This window comes from Gluconobacter sp. OJB, from assembly GCF_039638275.1.
GTDB classification, from domain to species: domain Bacteria; phylum Pseudomonadota; class Alphaproteobacteria; order Acetobacterales; family Acetobacteraceae; genus Gluconobacter; species Gluconobacter cerevisiae.
Map to the genome: position 1 here is coordinate 1794532 of NZ_JBDIWH010000001.1, position 18189 is coordinate 1812720.

Here is an 18189-nt window from a genome sequence, read left to right on the forward strand (position 1 = left end):
GCCAGAAACAGCATGACCCCGCCCCCATCCACACTTACTTTTGCCGAACACCCAAATGCCCGGCCTTCCGCGTCTGAGCCAGCACTTCCTGCCGCTCACGCTCAGCATAACGATGGCGCTGCTCTTCCGTCCGCTCGTTATGACAATGCGGGCACGACACACCCTGCACGAACAGCGGCGAGGCCTTGTCGTGCGCGTTCAGCGGGCGACGGCAGGCATGGCAGACATCATGCGTCCCGATCTCCAGCCCATGCTTCACTGAAACACGCTGGTCGAACACGAAGCACTCGCCTTCCCACAGGCTCTCTTCCTCGGGCACGGTCTCCAGATATTTCAGGATGCCGCCCTTAAGATGATAGACTTCGTCCACACCCTCCGCCCGCGCAAAGGACGTTGATTTTTCGCAGCGGATGCCCCCCGTGCAGAACATGGCAATCTTCGGCAGACGGCCTTCCGCTTCCAGTTCCTGCCGCCGTTTGCGAAACCATTCCGGGAATTCACGGAAGGATTTCGTTTTCGGGTCTTCCGCGCCTTTGAACGTGCCGATCGCCACTTCATAATCGTTTCGCGTATCAATCAGGATCGTATCCGGATCGGAAATCAGCGCGTTCCAGTCTTCCGGCGCCACATACCGCCCTACGCCCTGAAGCGGGTCGATATCAGGCTCGCCCATCGTGACGATTTCCTTTTTCAGCCGCACCTTCATGCGGCGGAATGGCAGTTCAGGCGCACGGGAGTCCTTGCTCTCCAGGTCCGCACAGCCCGGAAGTGCACGGATATGCGCCATCACGCGCTCCATGCCCTCATCCGTTCCGGCGATCGTGCCGTTGATCCCTTCGCGCGCCAGAAGCAGAATCCCCCGGATTCCCTCACGTTCACACAGTTCCAGCAACGGCTCCCGCAATGCAGCAGGGTCGGCGAACGGCGTGAAATGATACAGCGCGACAATGCGGATCGGTTCGAGAATATCGGACATGAGGCAGGCATCCGGCAACCGGGACCGCAGACACAGCCGCGATCGGATGAAAAAAGACAGCCCCGGAAATATCAGGGCCAAAGCCGGGATGCCAGACCCATATGACGCAGACACAGGCACGATCCCTGCGGTAAAGTGCTCCCATGACCCAGATCAGCGCCATTCGCGGCCCCTTCCTGACCTTCCATGCCGATCCCTTCACCACCGATCCCATGGATGCCCTGCATCACGAGCCCGACGGCCTGATCCTGATCGAGAACGGGCGCATCACCGCTGCCGGTCCCTGGGACAGCCTGCGCGACACAATCCCCACCGGAACACCCATCGACCACTACCCCGACATGCTGATTTCCGCCGGCATGATCGATACGCACGTCCATTACCCGCAGCTTCCGGTCATCGCATCCTATGGCGAGCAGCTTCTGGAATGGCTGGAACACTATGTTTTCCCCGCCGAAGCCCGCTACGCCGACCTGACTTATGCCCGCACCGTCGCCCGACAGTTCCTGAACGAACTCCTGCGCGTCGGAACCACGACAGCCGCCGTGTACTGCACGGTCCACCCCCAGTCTGTGGACGCCTTCTTCGAGGAATCCGAACGCCTCAACACCTGCATGATCGCAGGCAAGGTCCTGATGGACCGCAACGCCCCGGAAAACCTGCGCGATACTGCCCAGAACGGCTACGACCAATCCGCGGGCCTCATCGCACGCTGGCACAATCGCGGACGCCAGCTTTACGCCGTCACCCCCCGCTTCGCCCCCACCAGCACCCCCGAACAACTCGATCTCGCAGGCGCCCTCCTCGCCACGAAACCCGACCTGTTCATGCAGACACATCTGCTCGAAAACCGCTCCGAAATCGCCTGGGTCCGCGAACTGTTCCCCGATCGCAACTCCTATCTGGACGTGTACGACAAGGCCGGTCTCCTGCGTCCCCGCGCCATTCTCGCCCATGCCGTCCACGCCGAAGAAACCGACTTCCAGCGCTGTCACGATACCGGCTGCTCCATCGCGCACTGTCCCGGCTCGAACCAGTTCCTCGGCAGCGGCTCATTCCCGCTCTTTGAAGCCCTCAAACCAGAACGCCGCGTGCCCGTCGGCATCGGCAGCGACATCGGCGCCGGGCCGTCCCTGTCGCTGCTTCAGGTTCTCTCCGATGCCTACAAGGTCGCACAGGGCCTCCAAGCCAAACTCCATCCCGCGCAGGGGCTCTGGCTTGCCACGGCGGGAGGCGCACGCTCCCTCGGTCTTCAGGACAGGATCGGCAGCATCAAACCCGGCCTCTACGCCGATCTCTGCGTCTTCGATCCCGCCGCCACACCTCTGGGCCGGATCCGCGCGCAGACGGCCGAAACCCTCGCTGACCGCCTGTTCGCCCTCACCATGCTGGGCGACGATCGCAGCATCGCCGCCACCTATGTGGCCGGCCAGCGCCGCCATGAGCGCAAGACAACCTGAAACCTGTGACACAGAATACCATTTTATTTTGACTCTGAATTTTTAAAAGTCTTAGGGTTGCATTAACTATTTATCAGCATTTCAGAAACTATACTGGCAAGAGTATTTAACCTGCGAGAATACTCCGGCTCCCCCTCGGGCTCGCGACCTAAAAGCAGGACCCATGAACCATTCCCTCTCCTCCGCGCAGACTTTCCGTTCCCTGATGTCCCTGACCGCAGCGCTGTCCCTCAGCGCCCTTCTTCCAGAGCGCGCCGCGCATGCCGCAGACACTACAGAGAACGCACCGCAGGTCATTCTGGGCAATGACGGCAACAGCAAATCCCTGTTTCACACACTCTTTGACGGACAGCGCGCGATTGGCACCGGTGGCATGACGTCTCTTGAAGGCTCAAGCGGCGGCGGCCTCGCAACCTGGGCCACCATCAGCGGCTATGGCAGCGACAAGAGCGCAGGCATGGCCTTTCACTACAGCTACGTAAACCTCACTAATTACTGGGACCAGAACGTCGGCGCCTCGATTGGCCTTTTTGACCGCGTGGAGCTTTCCTACACCCATAATTTCTTCCAGACCCGCGCCACAGGCGCCAAGCTCGGCATCGGCAACGGCTACCAGTTCGATCTCGACGTCGCAGGTGCGAAAGTCCGCCTTTTCGGCCATGTCGCCGACAATACCCTGATCCCCCAGGTCGCCATTGGCGCCATGTACAAACATGATAGCGACAGCCGCATCATTCACATGGTCGGCTCAAAACACACCGACGGCGCAGACGCCTATCTCGCCGTCACCAAGCTGTTTCCGAAAGTCGGCATCCTGATCGACACCACCGTCCGTTTCACCAAGGCCAACCAGTGGGGCATCATCGGCTTTGGCGGCGACCTCGACAACGCTTATCACGCTCAGTTCGAAGGCTCTCTCGGCTATCTGCCGCCCTTCCTGCCCGGCCTCATTGTCGGTGTGGAATACCGCACCAAACCCCGTAACCAGCGCTTCACCGACGAAAGCAACTGGTTCGATGTGTACACCAGCTATTTCATCAACAAGCATCTGAATATCACGCTGGCTTACGTATCACTTGGCACGATTGCGACGTTCAAAAACCAGACGGGTTTCTATTTTTCCGGCCAGACGGGATTCTGACAAGGCGTTCCGGGCTCTGCCCGGACCCGGCAGGGATCTCGATCCCTGCACCCTATTTTATGAATCGGTTTCCAAAGGCCCCCGGCTTTTGGCGGGTTTCAGGGCAGAACCCTGATCCTTCACCCTTCGCGGATACGCTCGTCAATCAACGACTCACGCGGCACATCCGTCGCATGCGTCGCCTCGTGAATCGTCCGCTTCACGTTGAAAATCAGATGTAGCGAAATCGCCGACAGCGATCCAAGCGTAATCCCGCTTCCAAAAATGATCTTCGCCCACATCGGAAACGTATCAGAGATATGCGGCTGAGCCGTCGCCAGCATACTCAGCCCGATACTGGTCCCAACGATGATGACGTTACTCTGCCGGTTGAAATCCACCCGTGAGAGAGTCTGCACACCAACCACAGCCACGGTTGCGAACATCGCCAGCGCCGCACCGCCCAGAACCGGCAGCGGCACCGCAGCCACCAGCGCGCCCAGACGCGGCAGACAGCCTAGCAGCATCATGATAATCGCCGCCGCCGCCACGACCCAGCGGCTCTTCACCGCCGTCATCCGCACCAGCCCAACATTTTCGGCAAAACACGTATAGGGAAACGAGTTGAGCACCCCACCCAGCATAGTCGCGATCCCATCGGCCCGAAGCGTGCGGGCGATGTCTTCGGACGTGATCGGCTTGTCCACGATTTCACCGGTCGCATAGACGTTGCCGATCGTCTCGATCATGGAAATCGTCATGACGATCACCATCGACAGGATCGAGACCGGATGAAACGTCGGCATCCCGAAATAAAACGGATGCGTGATGGACAGGAGTGGCGCGGACGACACCTCCCCGAAATTCGCATCGCCCAGCACCCAGGCCACCAGCGTCCCCAGAACCAGCCCAATCAGCACGGCAATGGTGGCAACAAACCCGCGACACAGCCGCTGGATCACCAGAATGGACGCCAGCGTCCCCAACCCGTACCAGATGCTCCGCAATGGAACATGGTCCTGCATCACGGACGGGCTGGACCCCGAGACAATATCATTCGCCGCCACCGGCAGCAGCGCCAGACCGATAATGAGAATGATGGACCCGGTCACGACCGGCGGAAAAAACCGCACCAGCCCGGCGAAATGCCGCGCCATCAGCAACGTCACGAACCCCGCCACAATGACGGACCCGTAAATAGACAACAGCCCCGGCGTCCCGCCGCCCACAGCAGAGCCAATGGCAATCATCGGCCCCACGGCCGTGAACGTCACGCCCTGCAACAGGGGCAGCCGAACCCCGACCGGCCCGAATCCCACCGCCTGGAGCAACGACGCAATCCCGCAGGTGAACAGATCCGCATCAATCAGATGGATCAGCGTCTCGCGCGGCAGGTGTAAAGCGCCCGCCACGAGGATCGGCACGATAACCGCCGCCGAGTAGAACGCCAGCACATGCTGCAACCCATAGGCCCCAAGCCGCCATACCGGCAGTTTCTCGTCAACGGGATGCAGACCGGTCATCGCGGCATTCTCGGCAGTCATGAAAAGCCCTCAGCTTCCGCGATAGGTGGAATATCCGAACGGCGCCGCCAGCAGCGGCACATGCGCATGAGCCTCCGCCGCCAGCCCGAACACGATCGGCACCACATCCAGAAACGGCGGATCAGACAGAACCTGCCCGCTTTTGCGGAAATAATCGCCAATCCGGAATTCCAGACAATACGTCCCTTTCGAAACCGTAACATCCCGCAGTTCCGGGCAACGCCCGTCCGCATTCGTCTGGCCTTCAAACAGAACCCGATCTCCCTGCAACAGACGCAGGCTCACACCCGCAGCAGGCTTTCCGGACACCGTATCGAGAACATGCGTGGACAGAGAACTCATGCCGTCACCAGATCTTTCAGACGAAGCCCTGCAATCGCATCAATCTGCGTCAGCGCCTCGGTCAGTTCCTGTTCGGGAGTGCCAGCCAGACGGCGCTCCATTTCATCCATAATCACGGTCTTCGCCGCTTTTCCGGGTGCAGCGACCTTGCGCACGCAGATCACGAACGGCATGGCAAACCGCGCGCGATACGCGTCATTCAGCCCCCGAAACCGCTCATATTCCGCAGGCGTCAGACGATCCAGCCCGACCGAAGCCTGTTCCGAGGCGGAATGTTCCGTCAGATCCGGATCAATCCCGGCCCGGTGCCCAAGCTCCGGATGCGCCCGCACCAGCGCAAGCTGCGCCTCCACGCCCGCAGACCGCACAGCCTGCGCAAACGTGGACAGCATCGCATCCCCATCTGCAAAAGGCCGTGCCTTCAGCGCCCCTACCGCCACCCACGGCGAATGTTCGTAAAGCCCACCGAACCGGGCAACGAACGCCTCGGCCGACAGTGCATTGACGTCTGAAATCTTCATGCGGGATGCACAGACTGCCAGTGTCGCGCGATATCCAACCGCGTCGCCACCCAGACACCCTCGTGTTTGCGGATATGCTCCAGAAACTTCAGCAACCCCAGCGCCCGCGCCGGCTTGCCCGCCAGACGGCAATGCAGGCCGATCGACATCATCCGCCCCCCCTCGCGATACAGCATATCGAACGCATCGCGCAGATAGGTGAAGAACTGCTCGCCTTCCGTAAACCCGTTCAGCGCCGCAAACTTCATGTCATTCGCGTCCAGCGTATAGGGCACGATCAACTGCGCCCGACCATGCGTCCGGTCATAATACGGCAGGTCGTCCGCATAGGAATCGGCGTCGTAAACAAACCCGCCTTCTTCCGCGACCAGACGCGCCGTGTTCGGGCTCGTGCGCCCCTGATACCAGCCCAGAGGCCGCTCTCCCGTCACTTCAGTATGCAGCGCAATCGCCTCGCGGATATGCGCCCGCTCCACATCCTCGGGGAAATCCTGATAATCAATCCAGCGCAGACCATGGGACGCAATCTCCCAGCCGCTCTCCTTCATGGCCGCCACCGCATCCGGATTGCGGGCCAGCGCCTTCGCCACACCAAACACCGTCACCGGCATCCCGGCGTCATCGAACAGCCGCCGCAACCGCCAGAACCCGGCCCGACTGCCATATTCGTACAGGCTCTCCATCTGCGCACAGCGCGCGCCAATGATGGATTTCGTGCCCACCATTTCGGACAGAAACGCCTCCGATCCCGCATCCCCATGCAGAACCGAATTTTCCGCCCCTTCTTCGTAATTGATAACGAACTGCACGGCGATGCGCGCGCCATTCGGCCATTTCGGATCAGGCGGCGTGCGGCCATAGCCGATCATGTCCCGCGGATAGGTGTCCTGCGTCATGGGCGTTTCCCTTCTCAAAGCACTGGCGGATCGAGGCTGACGAGTTCTTCCGTATCATAGGCCAGCAGGCTCGCCAGATGCTTCTCGCCATCCTCGATGAACAGATCGCGCGCAATGCCCCGCGCCAGCTTTTCCACGCCAAAACGCATCCCGCTGATGGACGCGCCCGAAAGCCCCATGCTCGGCATGGCCCCGAACGTGAAGTTGTAGATCGCCGCAAGCATCGGCACCTTGGGATCGGACGCCTCCTTCGGCAGGAACTGGAACCGCGCACCCAGATATGGATGACTCCCCAGAAGCGCGCTGTCTTCCATGGCAGGGGGCGTGAAATGGTCGCGCCACAGCATCACCGAAGACGCAAAATCCCGCGTTTCCGGACGCTGCGACAGGTCGATCGTGAACCCCGTCCCGATGATCAGGAAATCGAAGCGCATCTCGCCCTGCGGCGTCGTCACCACGATCTCGTCGCCGTCCATCCGCGTCGCCGTCCATGGCGTTCCGGGATGGAAAGCAAAATTCTCATGACGACGGCAGCGCCAGAACGTGTCCTGCGGCGGTGGCTGGTTCAGGCTGTAGATCTGCCGCATGAAGCGCCAGCGCGTCAGATCCGGCAGTTCCGAGAAATGCGCGAGAAAGCCCGCATTTTCCATCCAGCGATACGGATTGATGGCCGGGATCTTCGCCCGACGTAGGCACAGATCCACCCGCCCCGCGCCCTTTTCCAGCGCCGTGGCAGCGTTATCGAACGCGGAGGCCCCGGCCCCCAGAACACCGATCCGCTTACCCTTCAGGGCTTCAAAATCAATGTCCTCATGCGTATGGGCATAAACGGATTTCGGCAACGTGTCGGAAATGAAGGACGGCACATGCCACGTCCCGCCCCCATCGATGCCCGTCGCCAGAACCATCCGCCGCGCCAGACGCACCGTCTCCTGACCGGCCGTATTGCGGAACGTCAGCCGCAGCAGCCCCTCGTCCCAGCCGACATGCACCAGTTCCTGATCGTTCACGACCGGAATGTCGAGCGTTTGCCGCACCCAGTCCAGATAAGCCTGCCAGTCATGGCGGGAAATCTTGTCCAGATCCTCCCACGCCTGCGCGCCATAACGCGCCTCGAACCAGGATTGCGGCGTGAGGCTGGGAATTCCCAGATCCGGCCCCGTCACATGCCGGGGCGTGCGCAGCGTGATCATGCGCGCAAACGTCACCCACGGCCCCTCGCCGCCTTTCGCCGCCTTTTCAAAGACCTGCACATTGGTCACACCCTGCCGCCGCAGCCCGAAGCATGACGTAATGCCCCCCTGCCCCGCGCCGATGATCGCCACATCCAGAACCGCTTCCCCGTCCCGGTCCTGCGTCAGGCTCCAGTTGCCCGTCGCATAGCGGATTTTCGCCAGATCCTCCCGCACACGCTCCGAAAGCGCAGCCAAAGCCTCCAGAACCGGAGCATCGACGGGAGAAACGGTGGATGTCATGTGGTCAAACCCCAAAGAACCGGCACGGACAGGGCAGTCTCCGGAGGGCGCCGGAGTGTCTTTCCGCATCAAAAACGACAGGTCACCTGTCGGGCGGGATAGTTTCACACCGCCTCAAGGTCGTATACTCCATAAAAACGCTCCTCCCGTTCGCAAAAAGAGAGCAGTTCTTCCATGCCCGTGTTCTCACGCTTCCTGCGCTACTTCCTCGCCGTCGCCCAGCACGGCTCCATCCGCCGCGCCTCCGAACATCTGCGCATCGCCGCCTCCGCCATCGACCGGCAGATCCTTCAGGGCGAGGAATCCCTCGGCACGCCTCTGTTCGAGCGCCTGCCCACCGGCCTGCGCCTGACCGCCACGGGCGAACTGCTTTATGCGCACGGCAAACAGTGGTCGCGGGACCTGACCAATATGTGCGTCCAGATCGAAGACATGCGCGGCCTGCGCCGTGGACAGGTGGATATCGCCGTCCCCGACGCCCTGACCCGCGGCTTCCTGCCCCGCCTGCTCCGCGCCATGCGTACGACCCATCCCGGCATCACCATCTGCACCCATGTCCTCGACAACAGCCGCATCCAGAACACACTGATCGACGGTTCGGTCGATCTCGCTCTGCTGCTGAACCCGACCCATGCCCGCGGTCTTCTGGTCCGCGCGCACAAGGACTTTCCGCTCGGCTTCGTCTGCCTGCCGAACCATCCCGTTGCCGAACGCAAAAGCGCCCGTTTCAGTCTCGCGATGAATTATCCCATGATCATGCCCGAGCCCCCGCTCGCCCTGCACCGCCAGATCGAAATTCTGGAAATCGACAGCAATCTCGACATCCACGCCGCAGCCTCCTCCGACAATATCCAGATGATCAAGTCTCTGGTCCGCGAAGGCATCGGCCTCGGCATTCTCAGCGCGCTCGACGTCATGGAAGAAGTCACGCGCGGCGAACTGGCTTTCATTCCGATTTCCAACCACGACCTCGCACCTCTGACGCTCGCGCTGTGCGTGGACCACTCCCGGCAGCTTTCCGGCGCGGCCCGACTGGTGATTTCCGAACTCGAAAAAGAGTTTCTCTCTCCCACCACACAGCCCCACCCCGCGGCCTGATTTCCCACCCCGAAAAACTGCGTCATACAGGAGACACGGACTGTCACATTTTTGCACCACCCTAAAAACGGCAATGCCCCGGCCTGCATTTTATCTTTGATGGAGATAGGCCATCCGTTTTACATCCACGTTTCGAATAAATACCGTTTCCAAAGTGAACCTTTCGTTCCAATAGACGCAGGAGCCCGGCAGCATGAAAGACAACCATCAGTCGCGCGGCTCCGCATTCCTGGGTTACAGGCGTCAGCTCCTCGCAGTCACCTGTCTTGCTGGCAGCGTGCTCGCCGCGTTTGCGACGCCAGCGCGTGCCGCACAGCCTGCGAAACACCATACTCCGCGCCATCAGACCTCCAGCCGTAACGTTCCAAAAACAGCCCGGGTGCCGTCGCGCGCAACCGTCACGCCGCACGTCGCGCACGAGCTTGATGCGTCCGCTGCCGAAACGGTTTCCGTCACGTCCTCGCGCCGCGCCCTGAATGGCGGCGGTGGTATGATGCGCGTCGAAACCGCCCCCCATGCCGTGCAGACCGTCACCAAGGAATTCATCAACATGCGCGCGCCGACCAGCACGGTGCTCGATCTGATCCAGAACCTGCCAAGCCTCAATGTGACAATGCCAGATTCGTCGGGCATGCAAGGCGGACAGATCCAGTCCCGCGGTCTGACAGACCTCGACATGGGCCTTCTGGTGGACGGCGCGCCTGCGGCGGCTGCGAAATATCTGAGCGAAAACGTCGATTCCGAAAACCTCGAAAGCGTCAGCGTCACGCCCGGCTCCTCCGCGACAGACCTGCCCGTCATGTCGGCGGCCGGTGGCATCATGTCCGAAGAAACGCGCACGCCATCAAAAAAGCGCGGCGGCCTGATCGACTTTTCCTACGGCACCAACAACCTGTCGCGCGAGTTCCTCCGTCTGGAATCCGGCGAAATCGGCCATAGCGGCGTTCGCGGCTATTTCTCGTTCTCCAACACCCATGCCCGCTCTTGGATGGGTGCGGGCACCAACCAGCGCAAACACATTGATTTCGGCCTCCAGAAAGACTGGCACAATGGCTCCAACGCCAAGTTCTTCCTGTCTTGGAACTCCGCCGATTTCGTCATCGACAACTACCCCACCTCCGACCAGTTCTTCCGCTACAAACACACCGGACAGGGCTATGGCCGGACGGACGATCGCAAGAGCAACAACTACTGGGGCAACAACAACGATCACTGGAACCAGATTTTCATCTCGGCTCCGGTTCATATCGTGCTCCCCTCGCGCCTGTCGCTCGACATCCACCCCTATTTCAGCTTCGGACAGGGCTGGGACGCGTCTCCGGGCGGCACGACGACCGATGCTACCGGTGCCACGCGCGGCCTGACGAACTACTTCCTGCAGAACGAATACCGCTCAGTCGGTACGGTCGCGAAACTCAACTGGGAAATCGACCGGCACAACACATTTTCGGTCGGCTACTGGTATGAAAACACCCAGACGATCCAGTCCTACCCCACCAGCTACCAGATGGCAGACGGCAATGCGCCAAGTCCCAACTGGGACGCGTACCAGATTTCCGCTGGCGACAAACAGACGGCCGGTTACGAAATCCAGTCCCTGTTCGTGCATGACACGGCCAAATATCTCAACGATCACCTGACGGTGGACGCCGGGTTCAAGTTCGTCATGACGAACATCTGGAACAAAGACTATTACGGCCGCCAGGAAGCCAACCGCACAGCCCCGCTGCCGCAGCTTTCAATCGGCTACCGCATCAACAACCACCATCAGGTCTACCTGAACGTGGAAGGCGACTACCGCCAGCCCAGCGCGGTCGATCTCGGCTGGCTCTACACCAGCGTCGCCATTCCCAAGAACCAGTATTCCATCAAGGAAGAACTCGGCTACCGCTACCATGACGATTACATCGTCGCCGATGTTGCGTTCTTCAACTACAACCTTACAAACCGTATCGTGGACCAGTATGTTGGTATGAACAGCTACAAGCCGTTCAATATCGGCAGCCAGCAGATGCGCGGCTTTGACGTCATGATCGCCGGACGCCCGATCCACGGCTTCAGCCCCTACGCCTCCGTCGAGTATCTGCACGCCTCACAGGACAGCAACGTCTTCGATCCGTATCTGAACACGATGCTGCATTCCAAAGGCACGCAGGCCGTCATGGCCCCGCATGTCATCGCGAATTTCGGCCTGACCTATACTTATAAAGGCTTCTTCGCGAACGGCACCGTCCACTATACCGGCCCGCAATCCGTCAGCATCGCAGGCGACCAGCGCATTCCGGGCTACGTCACAGACACGCTCTCGATGGGCTATCACTTCAAGCCCTTCATGTTCGCGCAGTCCCCGACTTTCCGCCTGAACTTCACCAACCTCACCGGCTCGATCGTCCGCACCGGCGCCATGGGCGCGGTCTATAGCGCCAAGGACCCGAGCACGGTCCACAGCGGCAATATGGCGCCCTATACCGGCTACGGAAACTCTTTCATGGTCTCCCCGCGTTTTTCCATGACCGGAACGATCTCCACCGCGTTCTGATGGGAAGCGGCAGGGAGCATTCCCTGCGCCAAAACCACGTCTCCTCCGATGCGTTTCCGCAACACGCCCCCACATCCCTGTGGAACGGAGGAGACCCCCAATGCCCTTCGGCATAATTTCCAGAAAACAGTCCGCCGGTTCAGCCCTGCTTCTCGGCACAGCGCTTACGCTCTTTTCAGTCGCACATGCTGCCGCAATTCCGACTGAAACGCCACAGGATCATTCTGGCGTAACGATCCTCCAGAATTCGGACGCCGTAAAATGGCAACCCGCACCCCCCATGTTCCCACACGGAACGAAAATCGCCATCCTGACCGGCGACACCACAAAACCCGGCCCTTTCACCCTGCGCGTCATGATGCCAGCCGGATCATTCATCCCACCCCACACCCATAATCTGGACGAAATGCTGACCGTCATCAGCGGCAACATCCAGCATTTCGTGGGACAGAACATCGACACAACGCAGCAGCGCGCGCTCGGCCCGGGCGGCTTCGTCCATCTGCCGGTCAACGTACCCCACGCCATCAAGGCCGGACGTCAGGGCGCAGTCCTTCAGGTTTCAGGAACGGGACCGTTCAGCATGGCCTACGTCAATCCGCAGGACGACCCGCGCAACACGGGCCGCTGATCCCTATTGCGGCAACAACGGCGAGGACGTGGCATAGGCCTCGCCAAACCGCGACGTATTGGTGCCGGTAACGGGATCATGATCCAGATCCCGCCCAAATTTCAGATGAGCCGTCATCCCCTTCCACAGGGTGACCCGGCTCTCCGTATGACCGTCTTCAAAATAGCGCGTCACAATCGGGGAAGCGAAGAAAACCGGCAACGCACGGCGATGTCCCATGACGCGAATTTCTTCACCCGCTCCCGAACCTGTCGCGCCTTGAGTCCTGAACAGGTTTCCCGGCAGGATTTTCACAGCATTGAACGGATTTATCGGAGGAGTCTGCGCCGCACAAAAGACGGGCATCAGCGCAATCAGAAACAGCCCCGGAAGAAACACCCATGCTTTCATGACCATTCCTCCCGAGCGTGTCTCATTGCCCTGATATCATTTCCCGATCGTCGAGAGCACGATACCCGGCGTCAGGATCTGCGGTAGCACGACGCCATCCTGATGCGGCGCATAATAAATATAGAACGGCACACCGTCGCGCCCATGCGCTTTGAGGAACGCGCCGATCGCCGCGTTGCGGTTCGTCCAGTCCCCCTTGAGGAACACGATCTTGCGGTCCCGGAATGCCTGCTGAACGGATGGCACATCCAGCGCCACACGCTCATTGACCATGCAGGTGATACACCATGACGCCGTCATGTCGATGAACACCGGCTTGCCCTGCGCCCGAAGCTCGGCGAGACGCGCCTCCGAGAACGGCTCAATCCCGGAGTCCGATGCGCCCACAACCACAGGAACAGGCGCTGCCCGCAGCCCCTGTGCCAGCGCGGCTCCACAAACCACCACACACAGCATGGCCACGACACGACAGAACGCCACCGTCCCACGGCCACCTTCCAGCATCGACCGACGCTGCCCAACGCCATAAATCCAGCCTGCAAAGCCCAGAAGCACAACGCCCCCAGCCGTCAGCGCCACAAACGCCACGCCCCGCTGGATTGCCGCCACCCAGAGCAGCCACACACAGGTCGCAAAGAGCGGAAACGCCAGAACCTGCTTGAGAATGCCCATCCAGGCCCCCGGCTTCGGCATCCGCGACGCCACCCCCGGAACCCCGGCCACGAGAATATACGGAAACGCCAGTCCAAGCCCCATCGACAGGAACACCAGAACCCCCATCACCGGCGGCCCACCCAGAGCCCCGGCAATGGCGACGCCCATGAACGGCGCCGTGCAGGGCGTCGCCACGATGACCGCCAGCAGACCCGTCATCATGTCCCCGCTCCGGCCGCCGCCTGTCTGAACCTGCCCCAGACGCCCGGCGCTGACCTCAAACACACCCAGCAGGTTGAGCCCCATCAGGAACAGCAGCCAGCACACGCCGACCACAAATCCCGGCGACTGGAACTGAAAGCCCCATCCCGCCGCAGACCCGGCCAGACGCAGCCCGATCATGACAATGCCCAGCGCCGCAAAAGCCCCGGTCACGCCCAGCGTATAGAACAGCGCGCTCTGAAGCTGTACGCCCCGTCCGGCCCCGCCCATTTTCGCAAGGGACAGCGCCTTCATCGCCAGAACCGGAAACACACACGGCATCAGGTTCAGGATCAGCCCGCCCACAAAAGCAAACAGCAGAACCCGCAGCCAGCCAGCCCCAGTTGGCACATCCGAAGCCGGGGCCGCATCCGCCTGCACAGGAGCGGCAGCAGAAGCGCCACCCACCGGACGGGCCTCAATCTGCAATGGGCTTTCCTGCCCCGCCGCATCCTTGAGCACGACTACACCCAACAGCGGCTTGTCCCGATGCGCCGATTTCAAGAATTTCAGCCCAAGCGTCAACTGGCCGTCCGAAACATGCAGCGGCTGTTCCGCGACCTGATCGATCACGCCCCCGTCCTGAGGTAGGAACCACGCCTGCGACACGGACGCCGCAGACAGCCCCTTGCCGGAAAGCGTCAGCACGCCATCGGCGGACACACTGGCCGCAAATGGCGATGGCACCGGCATGGCAGCCTCGGCCTTGCGGAACAGATCCGCCTGCGCCCCACCTTCCGGCACATTGGCCGCCGAAGCCGGAAGCGTCAGCGTGAAATCACCACTCTCGGGAATGCAGACCTGCGCACAGGCAAGCCATTCCGCATGGGCATGAAGCGTTGCGCCTCCCGAACCTTTGAGAACCAGATCCTCCGGCAGCGTCACTTCATTGATGTACGCGTAGGACATAAGGCCGCCCTCGCTGATCCGAACTGGCACTGGCCAGTGGATCGGGCCGCCCTTGCCTGTTGCCCCACCATCGGCAGTCACATCCAGCGTCGGCGTGTCTCCGGCATCGCCCGGATTGATCCAGTAAGTGTGCCAGCCCGGCTTGAGCTGAAGCCGCAGCCCAACTCGCAGATGCTGGTCCGGCCCGACCGCATCACGGTCCGTGACAAGCGTCGCGGTGTCGTTCGCGGACGCAACCGGCGCACTCTCCGCCGCCCGCGCGGACACAGACCCCAGACCCAGAACCCCTGCCACGAGCAGGGCCGACATGCTGAACATTCGATGCAAGACAGGCTCATTCCACTTTTTCAGAAGACAGCCTTCACCTTATCACTGACTGAAACGAAAAGCAGGACCTTTCCGGTCGTGAAACTACGAAGGCCCTACAAATCGCCTTCACGAAATAGGCCTCTTCTAAAGTGATCCTGTCAGGTTTTGAGAGTTTTTAACGGGAGATCGGAACATAGGCTCTGACGGATCTGGGGCAAGCTTTCGGGAAGACCCTTAAGCCACTCTCTTTCTGGGCCACCAGAAATGCCGATGTCCTCGGTCGGCCCGTACCCCGCAACATCCCCCATCCCGAATAAAACACTCACAGGAAGAGGGTAGGACAGAACCGCCACCCTGTGCCATGTTCGCACTCAACAACCGCCCTCGGCGGACCACCCGGTGTGACTTCCAGATCCCGCCCCAGACAACGTAATTCCATCGCGTAATTCACCGCGCAATTTCAAGGACCCAACAGAACGATGCCGTTGATCCCCCGTCCCGATCCGTCCGCCTCCCACCGCTCGCGAACCGGACGCGCCGTCTTCGGCATCCTCCTCTTTCTGCTCCTCGGCTTTCTGGCCCCCCTTCTCCCGGCAAAAGCCGCCGACAGCGCCCATCCCCTCAGCCAGCAGGAAGCCCAGCAGCTCCTCAACGTCCTGAACAACCCCAAGGAACGGGACGCCTTCACCCATACTCTCGACCTGATGGCCCGCGGCCTTCCGGTCGAAGCCCCTGCCGCATCCCCTGCCGCAGCCCCCGCGAAAGCCGCGCCCGCCAAAACCGTCGCTGACGTGCCGCCTGATATCCATACCGGTCTGAGCAGCATCCGCCTGCAGGCACTGGGCTACCTGCACAACTTCCTTGGCCTGTTCAGCGATCTCGGACTTGTCGGCCACTGGGCCCACACAACTCTCGCTTCGGTTGATACCCGCACCACGATCCTTCACGCCTTCGCGGGCGGCATCGTGGTCATGCTCTGTGGCGTAGCTCTGGAGCGGATCGTCGCGCTGAGCCTGCACAAGCCACTGGTTCAACTCACGCAAAACGCTGAAAACCGGGAGCGGCGCAATACCGTCGCGGACCAGGACGCCACCTCGCACGACCCTATCGTTGACGGCTCCAGCGAAACGCGAGCCGCCGACCAGCGGCGTCAGGTCGAAACCCTGCGCTTCCTGTCCCGCGTCCCCTACGCGCTGGGGCACTTTGCGCTGAAAGCCATCCCGGTTCTCGCCTTTTTAGCCGTCGCCTATCTGGCCGTTCTGATCCTGCCCTGGAGCGCCAAAACCGACAACGTCATCATGACGCTCGCCAACTGCTACGCAGCAGCCCGGATTCTCTATCTTTTCGTCGAGACCGGATTTGCACCCCGCTCCCCCACAATCCGCCTCCTGCCCGCCACGGACGCAACAGCCTTCCTGCTGACCCGCTGGTGGAACGTGCTCGTCGCCGCCCCCGCCATCGTCTTCTGCCTCTCCACGCTGGGCGGACAGTTCAATCTCTCCCCACGCGGCACGAATGCGATGATCCGCGGCGTGATCCTGATCGAACATATCCTGATTGCCGTTTTCATCTGGCGAATCCGGCACCTCGTCAGCCGCGCGCTCCAGCCACGCGCCGTCCCCAACACCGCGATGTGGACCTTCATCGTTGCCGTCACGCGGCTGTGGTGGGTGCCGGCCATGTTCCTCGACGCTTCTCTCTGGATCGTCTGGGCCGCCCATCTGCCGGGTGGCTATCGCTGGATTCTCGACACCACCGGCATCACCATCGGCATTCTCGTCGCATCCCGCCTGATCGCCGTACTCGCCTACGGCCTTCAGGACCGCTTCTTCCGCATCAACCCCGTTCTGACCGAACGCTTCCCTGATATTCAGAAGCGCGCCGATCGCTACTATCCCTTCGCCCGGCGCATCCTGACCGGCGCAATCCTCTTCCTGACCCTGATCGCCATGACCGAAGCCTGGGGCCTGCCCACGTTCGGCTTCTTCATGAAAAACGCCGTCGGTCGCCATTTGCTCGATGCCGTTCTGACCATGCTGGTCGCCCTGAGCATCGCGGTCACGATCTGGGAAATCATCAACGCCTTCCTCAGCCAGCAGCTCACCCGTTTCGAAAATTCGGACCAGTTCGCCCGCGCAACCCGCCTGCGCACGGTGCTGCCCATTATCCGTACCGTCCTGCTGGCCATCATCATCATCATCGTCGCGGTCACGACACTCTCGCAGATCGGCATCAACGTCACCCCGCTGCTCACCGGCGCAGGCATCATGGGTGCCGCCATCGCTTTCGGTTCGCAGAGCCTGGTCAAGGACTTCATCACGGGCTTCTTCATGCTCGTCGAGGATGCCATCCAGGTTGGTGACTGGGTCACGACCGGCGGCGTTTCGGGAACGGTGGAAAACCTCTCGATCCGCACCGTGAAGGTCCGCGACATCAACGGCGACCTTCACATCATCCCGTTCTCGTCCGTCTCCTCGATCGCCAACACGGCCCGCGGCTACAATCAGGTCATCGTCAAACAGCAGCTCGACCTGTCCGAAGACCTGCCGCGTGTGACCGCCATCATGACAAAAACCCTCAAGGAAATGCGCGACGATCCGGTCTTCGGTCCCATGATCCTGTCGGATTATAACGATCTGGGCGTGGACAACAGCGACAGCGGGGGCGCCACCCTCCTCGGCAGCTTCCGCACGACGCCGATGATGAAATGGAAGGTCAAGCGCGAGTTCTACCGCCGCATCACCAACCAGCTCGCCGCCGCCAGCATCAAGTTCTACACCGGCACATCCTACTTCACGACGCCGCCCGGCAACGCCATGCGCATCACCACGGACGGCCCACTGCCCATCCCGGCCAACGACGCGCCCGGCAACAACGCACCCGGTCAGGCCTGATGCCGAACCGGCTCCTTTCAGGAGCCGGTTTTTTATTGCCCAGAGGCACAACCCTTAATCATTTAAATAAAGTCTTGCATTGCCGTGCAGACAGGCTCATTCTGCCTACACATTATCGAGAACCCTCCTCCCGGTTCCCCGCAGACGATTTCCCGGCCCGACCTTCCCGC

14 protein-coding genes are annotated in these 18189 nt (G+C 61.1%); 6 read left to right on the forward strand and 8 right to left on the reverse strand.

Features of this window, described 5'->3' with window-relative positions; translation table 11 throughout:
- Positions 1 to 34: 34 nt before the first annotated feature.
- Positions 35 to 976 (reverse strand): rhodanese-related sulfurtransferase, encoded by a 942-nt coding sequence (locus tag ABDK74_RS08275; RefSeq protein ID WP_194253995.1) that lies wholly within the window; start codon positions 974 to 976, stop codon positions 35 to 37.
- Between the two features lie 143 nt (positions 977 to 1119).
- Here ABDK74_RS08275 and guaD point away from each other — a divergent pair, with 143 nt between their 5' ends.
- Together guaD and ABDK74_RS08285 are read left to right on the forward strand one after the other, a co-directional pair.
- Positions 1120 to 2436 (forward strand): guanine deaminase, encoded by a 1317-nt coding sequence (gene guaD, locus ABDK74_RS08280; RefSeq protein WP_346003439.1) that lies wholly within the window; start codon positions 1120 to 1122, stop codon positions 2434 to 2436.
- A 163-nt stretch (positions 2437 to 2599) separates the two neighbouring features.
- On the forward strand, positions 2600 to 3577 hold the full coding sequence (locus ABDK74_RS08285) for a DUF3034 family protein (protein WP_346003440.1): 978 nt from the start codon (positions 2600 to 2602) through the stop codon (positions 3575 to 3577).
- 119 nt (positions 3578 to 3696) lie between these two features.
- Here the strand turns inward: ABDK74_RS08285 and ABDK74_RS08290 are convergent, their stop codons facing one another.
- The 5 genes from ABDK74_RS08290 to ABDK74_RS08310 are packed head-to-tail and all read right to left on the reverse strand — an operon-like array spanning position 3697 to position 8334.
- Positions 3697 to 5100: a nucleobase:cation symporter-2 family protein gene (locus tag ABDK74_RS08290; RefSeq protein WP_346003441.1), complete on the reverse strand. Its 1404-nt coding sequence runs from the start codon at positions 5098 to 5100 to the stop codon at positions 3697 to 3699.
- 9 nt (positions 5101 to 5109) lie between these two features.
- Positions 5110 to 5442, reverse strand: coding sequence for a hydroxyisourate hydrolase (uraH, locus tag ABDK74_RS08295; protein WP_346003442.1), 333 nt, complete (start codon positions 5440 to 5442; stop codon positions 5110 to 5112).
- Positions 5439 to 5963, reverse strand: coding sequence for a 2-oxo-4-hydroxy-4-carboxy-5-ureidoimidazoline decarboxylase (uraD, locus tag ABDK74_RS08300; RefSeq protein ID WP_346003443.1), 525 nt, complete (start codon positions 5961 to 5963; stop codon positions 5439 to 5441). The genes uraH and uraD overlap by 4 nt, the downstream gene beginning before the upstream one ends.
- Entirely contained in the window at positions 5960 to 6859 is a 900-nt protein-coding gene (puuE, locus tag ABDK74_RS08305) for an allantoinase PuuE (RefSeq protein ID WP_346003444.1), read from the reverse strand. The genes uraD and puuE overlap by 4 nt, the downstream gene beginning before the upstream one ends.
- 14 nt (positions 6860 to 6873) lie before the next feature.
- Positions 6874 to 8334, reverse strand: coding sequence for an NAD(P)/FAD-dependent oxidoreductase (locus ABDK74_RS08310; protein WP_346003445.1), 1461 nt, complete (start codon positions 8332 to 8334; stop codon positions 6874 to 6876).
- A 174-nt stretch (positions 8335 to 8508) separates the two neighbouring features.
- Here ABDK74_RS08310 and ABDK74_RS08315 point away from each other — a divergent pair, with 174 nt between their 5' ends.
- From ABDK74_RS08315 to ABDK74_RS08325, 3 genes are all read left to right on the forward strand, one after another.
- A complete protein-coding gene (locus ABDK74_RS08315; RefSeq protein WP_346003446.1) occupies positions 8509 to 9432 on the forward strand; it encodes a LysR family transcriptional regulator in 924 nt (307 codons plus the stop codon).
- A 193-nt stretch (positions 9433 to 9625) separates the two neighbouring features.
- Positions 9626 to 11971 (forward strand): TonB-dependent receptor plug domain-containing protein, encoded by a 2346-nt coding sequence (locus tag ABDK74_RS08320; protein ID WP_346003447.1) that lies wholly within the window; start codon positions 9626 to 9628, stop codon positions 11969 to 11971.
- Between the two features lie 100 nt (positions 11972 to 12071).
- A complete protein-coding gene (locus tag ABDK74_RS08325) occupies positions 12072 to 12602 on the forward strand; it encodes a cupin domain-containing protein (RefSeq protein ID WP_194254004.1) in 531 nt (176 codons plus the stop codon).
- A 3-nt stretch (positions 12603 to 12605) separates the two neighbouring features.
- On the opposite strand, the gene ABDK74_RS08330 is transcribed toward ABDK74_RS08325, so the two are convergent.
- The gene (locus ABDK74_RS08330) at positions 12606 to 12992 is read right to left on the reverse strand and encodes a hypothetical protein (RefSeq protein WP_346003448.1); all 387 of its coding nucleotides are present in this window, start codon (positions 12990 to 12992) and stop codon (positions 12606 to 12608) included.
- Positions 12993 to 13028: 36 nt separating this feature from the next.
- Positions 13029 to 15125: a thioredoxin family protein gene (locus ABDK74_RS08335; RefSeq protein ID WP_346003449.1), complete on the reverse strand. Its 2097-nt coding sequence runs from the start codon at positions 15123 to 15125 to the stop codon at positions 13029 to 13031.
- A 479-nt stretch (positions 15126 to 15604) separates the two neighbouring features.
- Here ABDK74_RS08335 and ABDK74_RS08340 point away from each other — a divergent pair, with 479 nt between their 5' ends.
- Positions 15605 to 18019, forward strand: a complete 2415-nt coding sequence (locus tag ABDK74_RS08340) for a mechanosensitive ion channel domain-containing protein (RefSeq protein WP_346003450.1) — start codon at positions 15605 to 15607, stop codon at positions 18017 to 18019.
- The last annotated feature ends 170 nt before the right edge of the window (positions 18020 to 18189 follow it).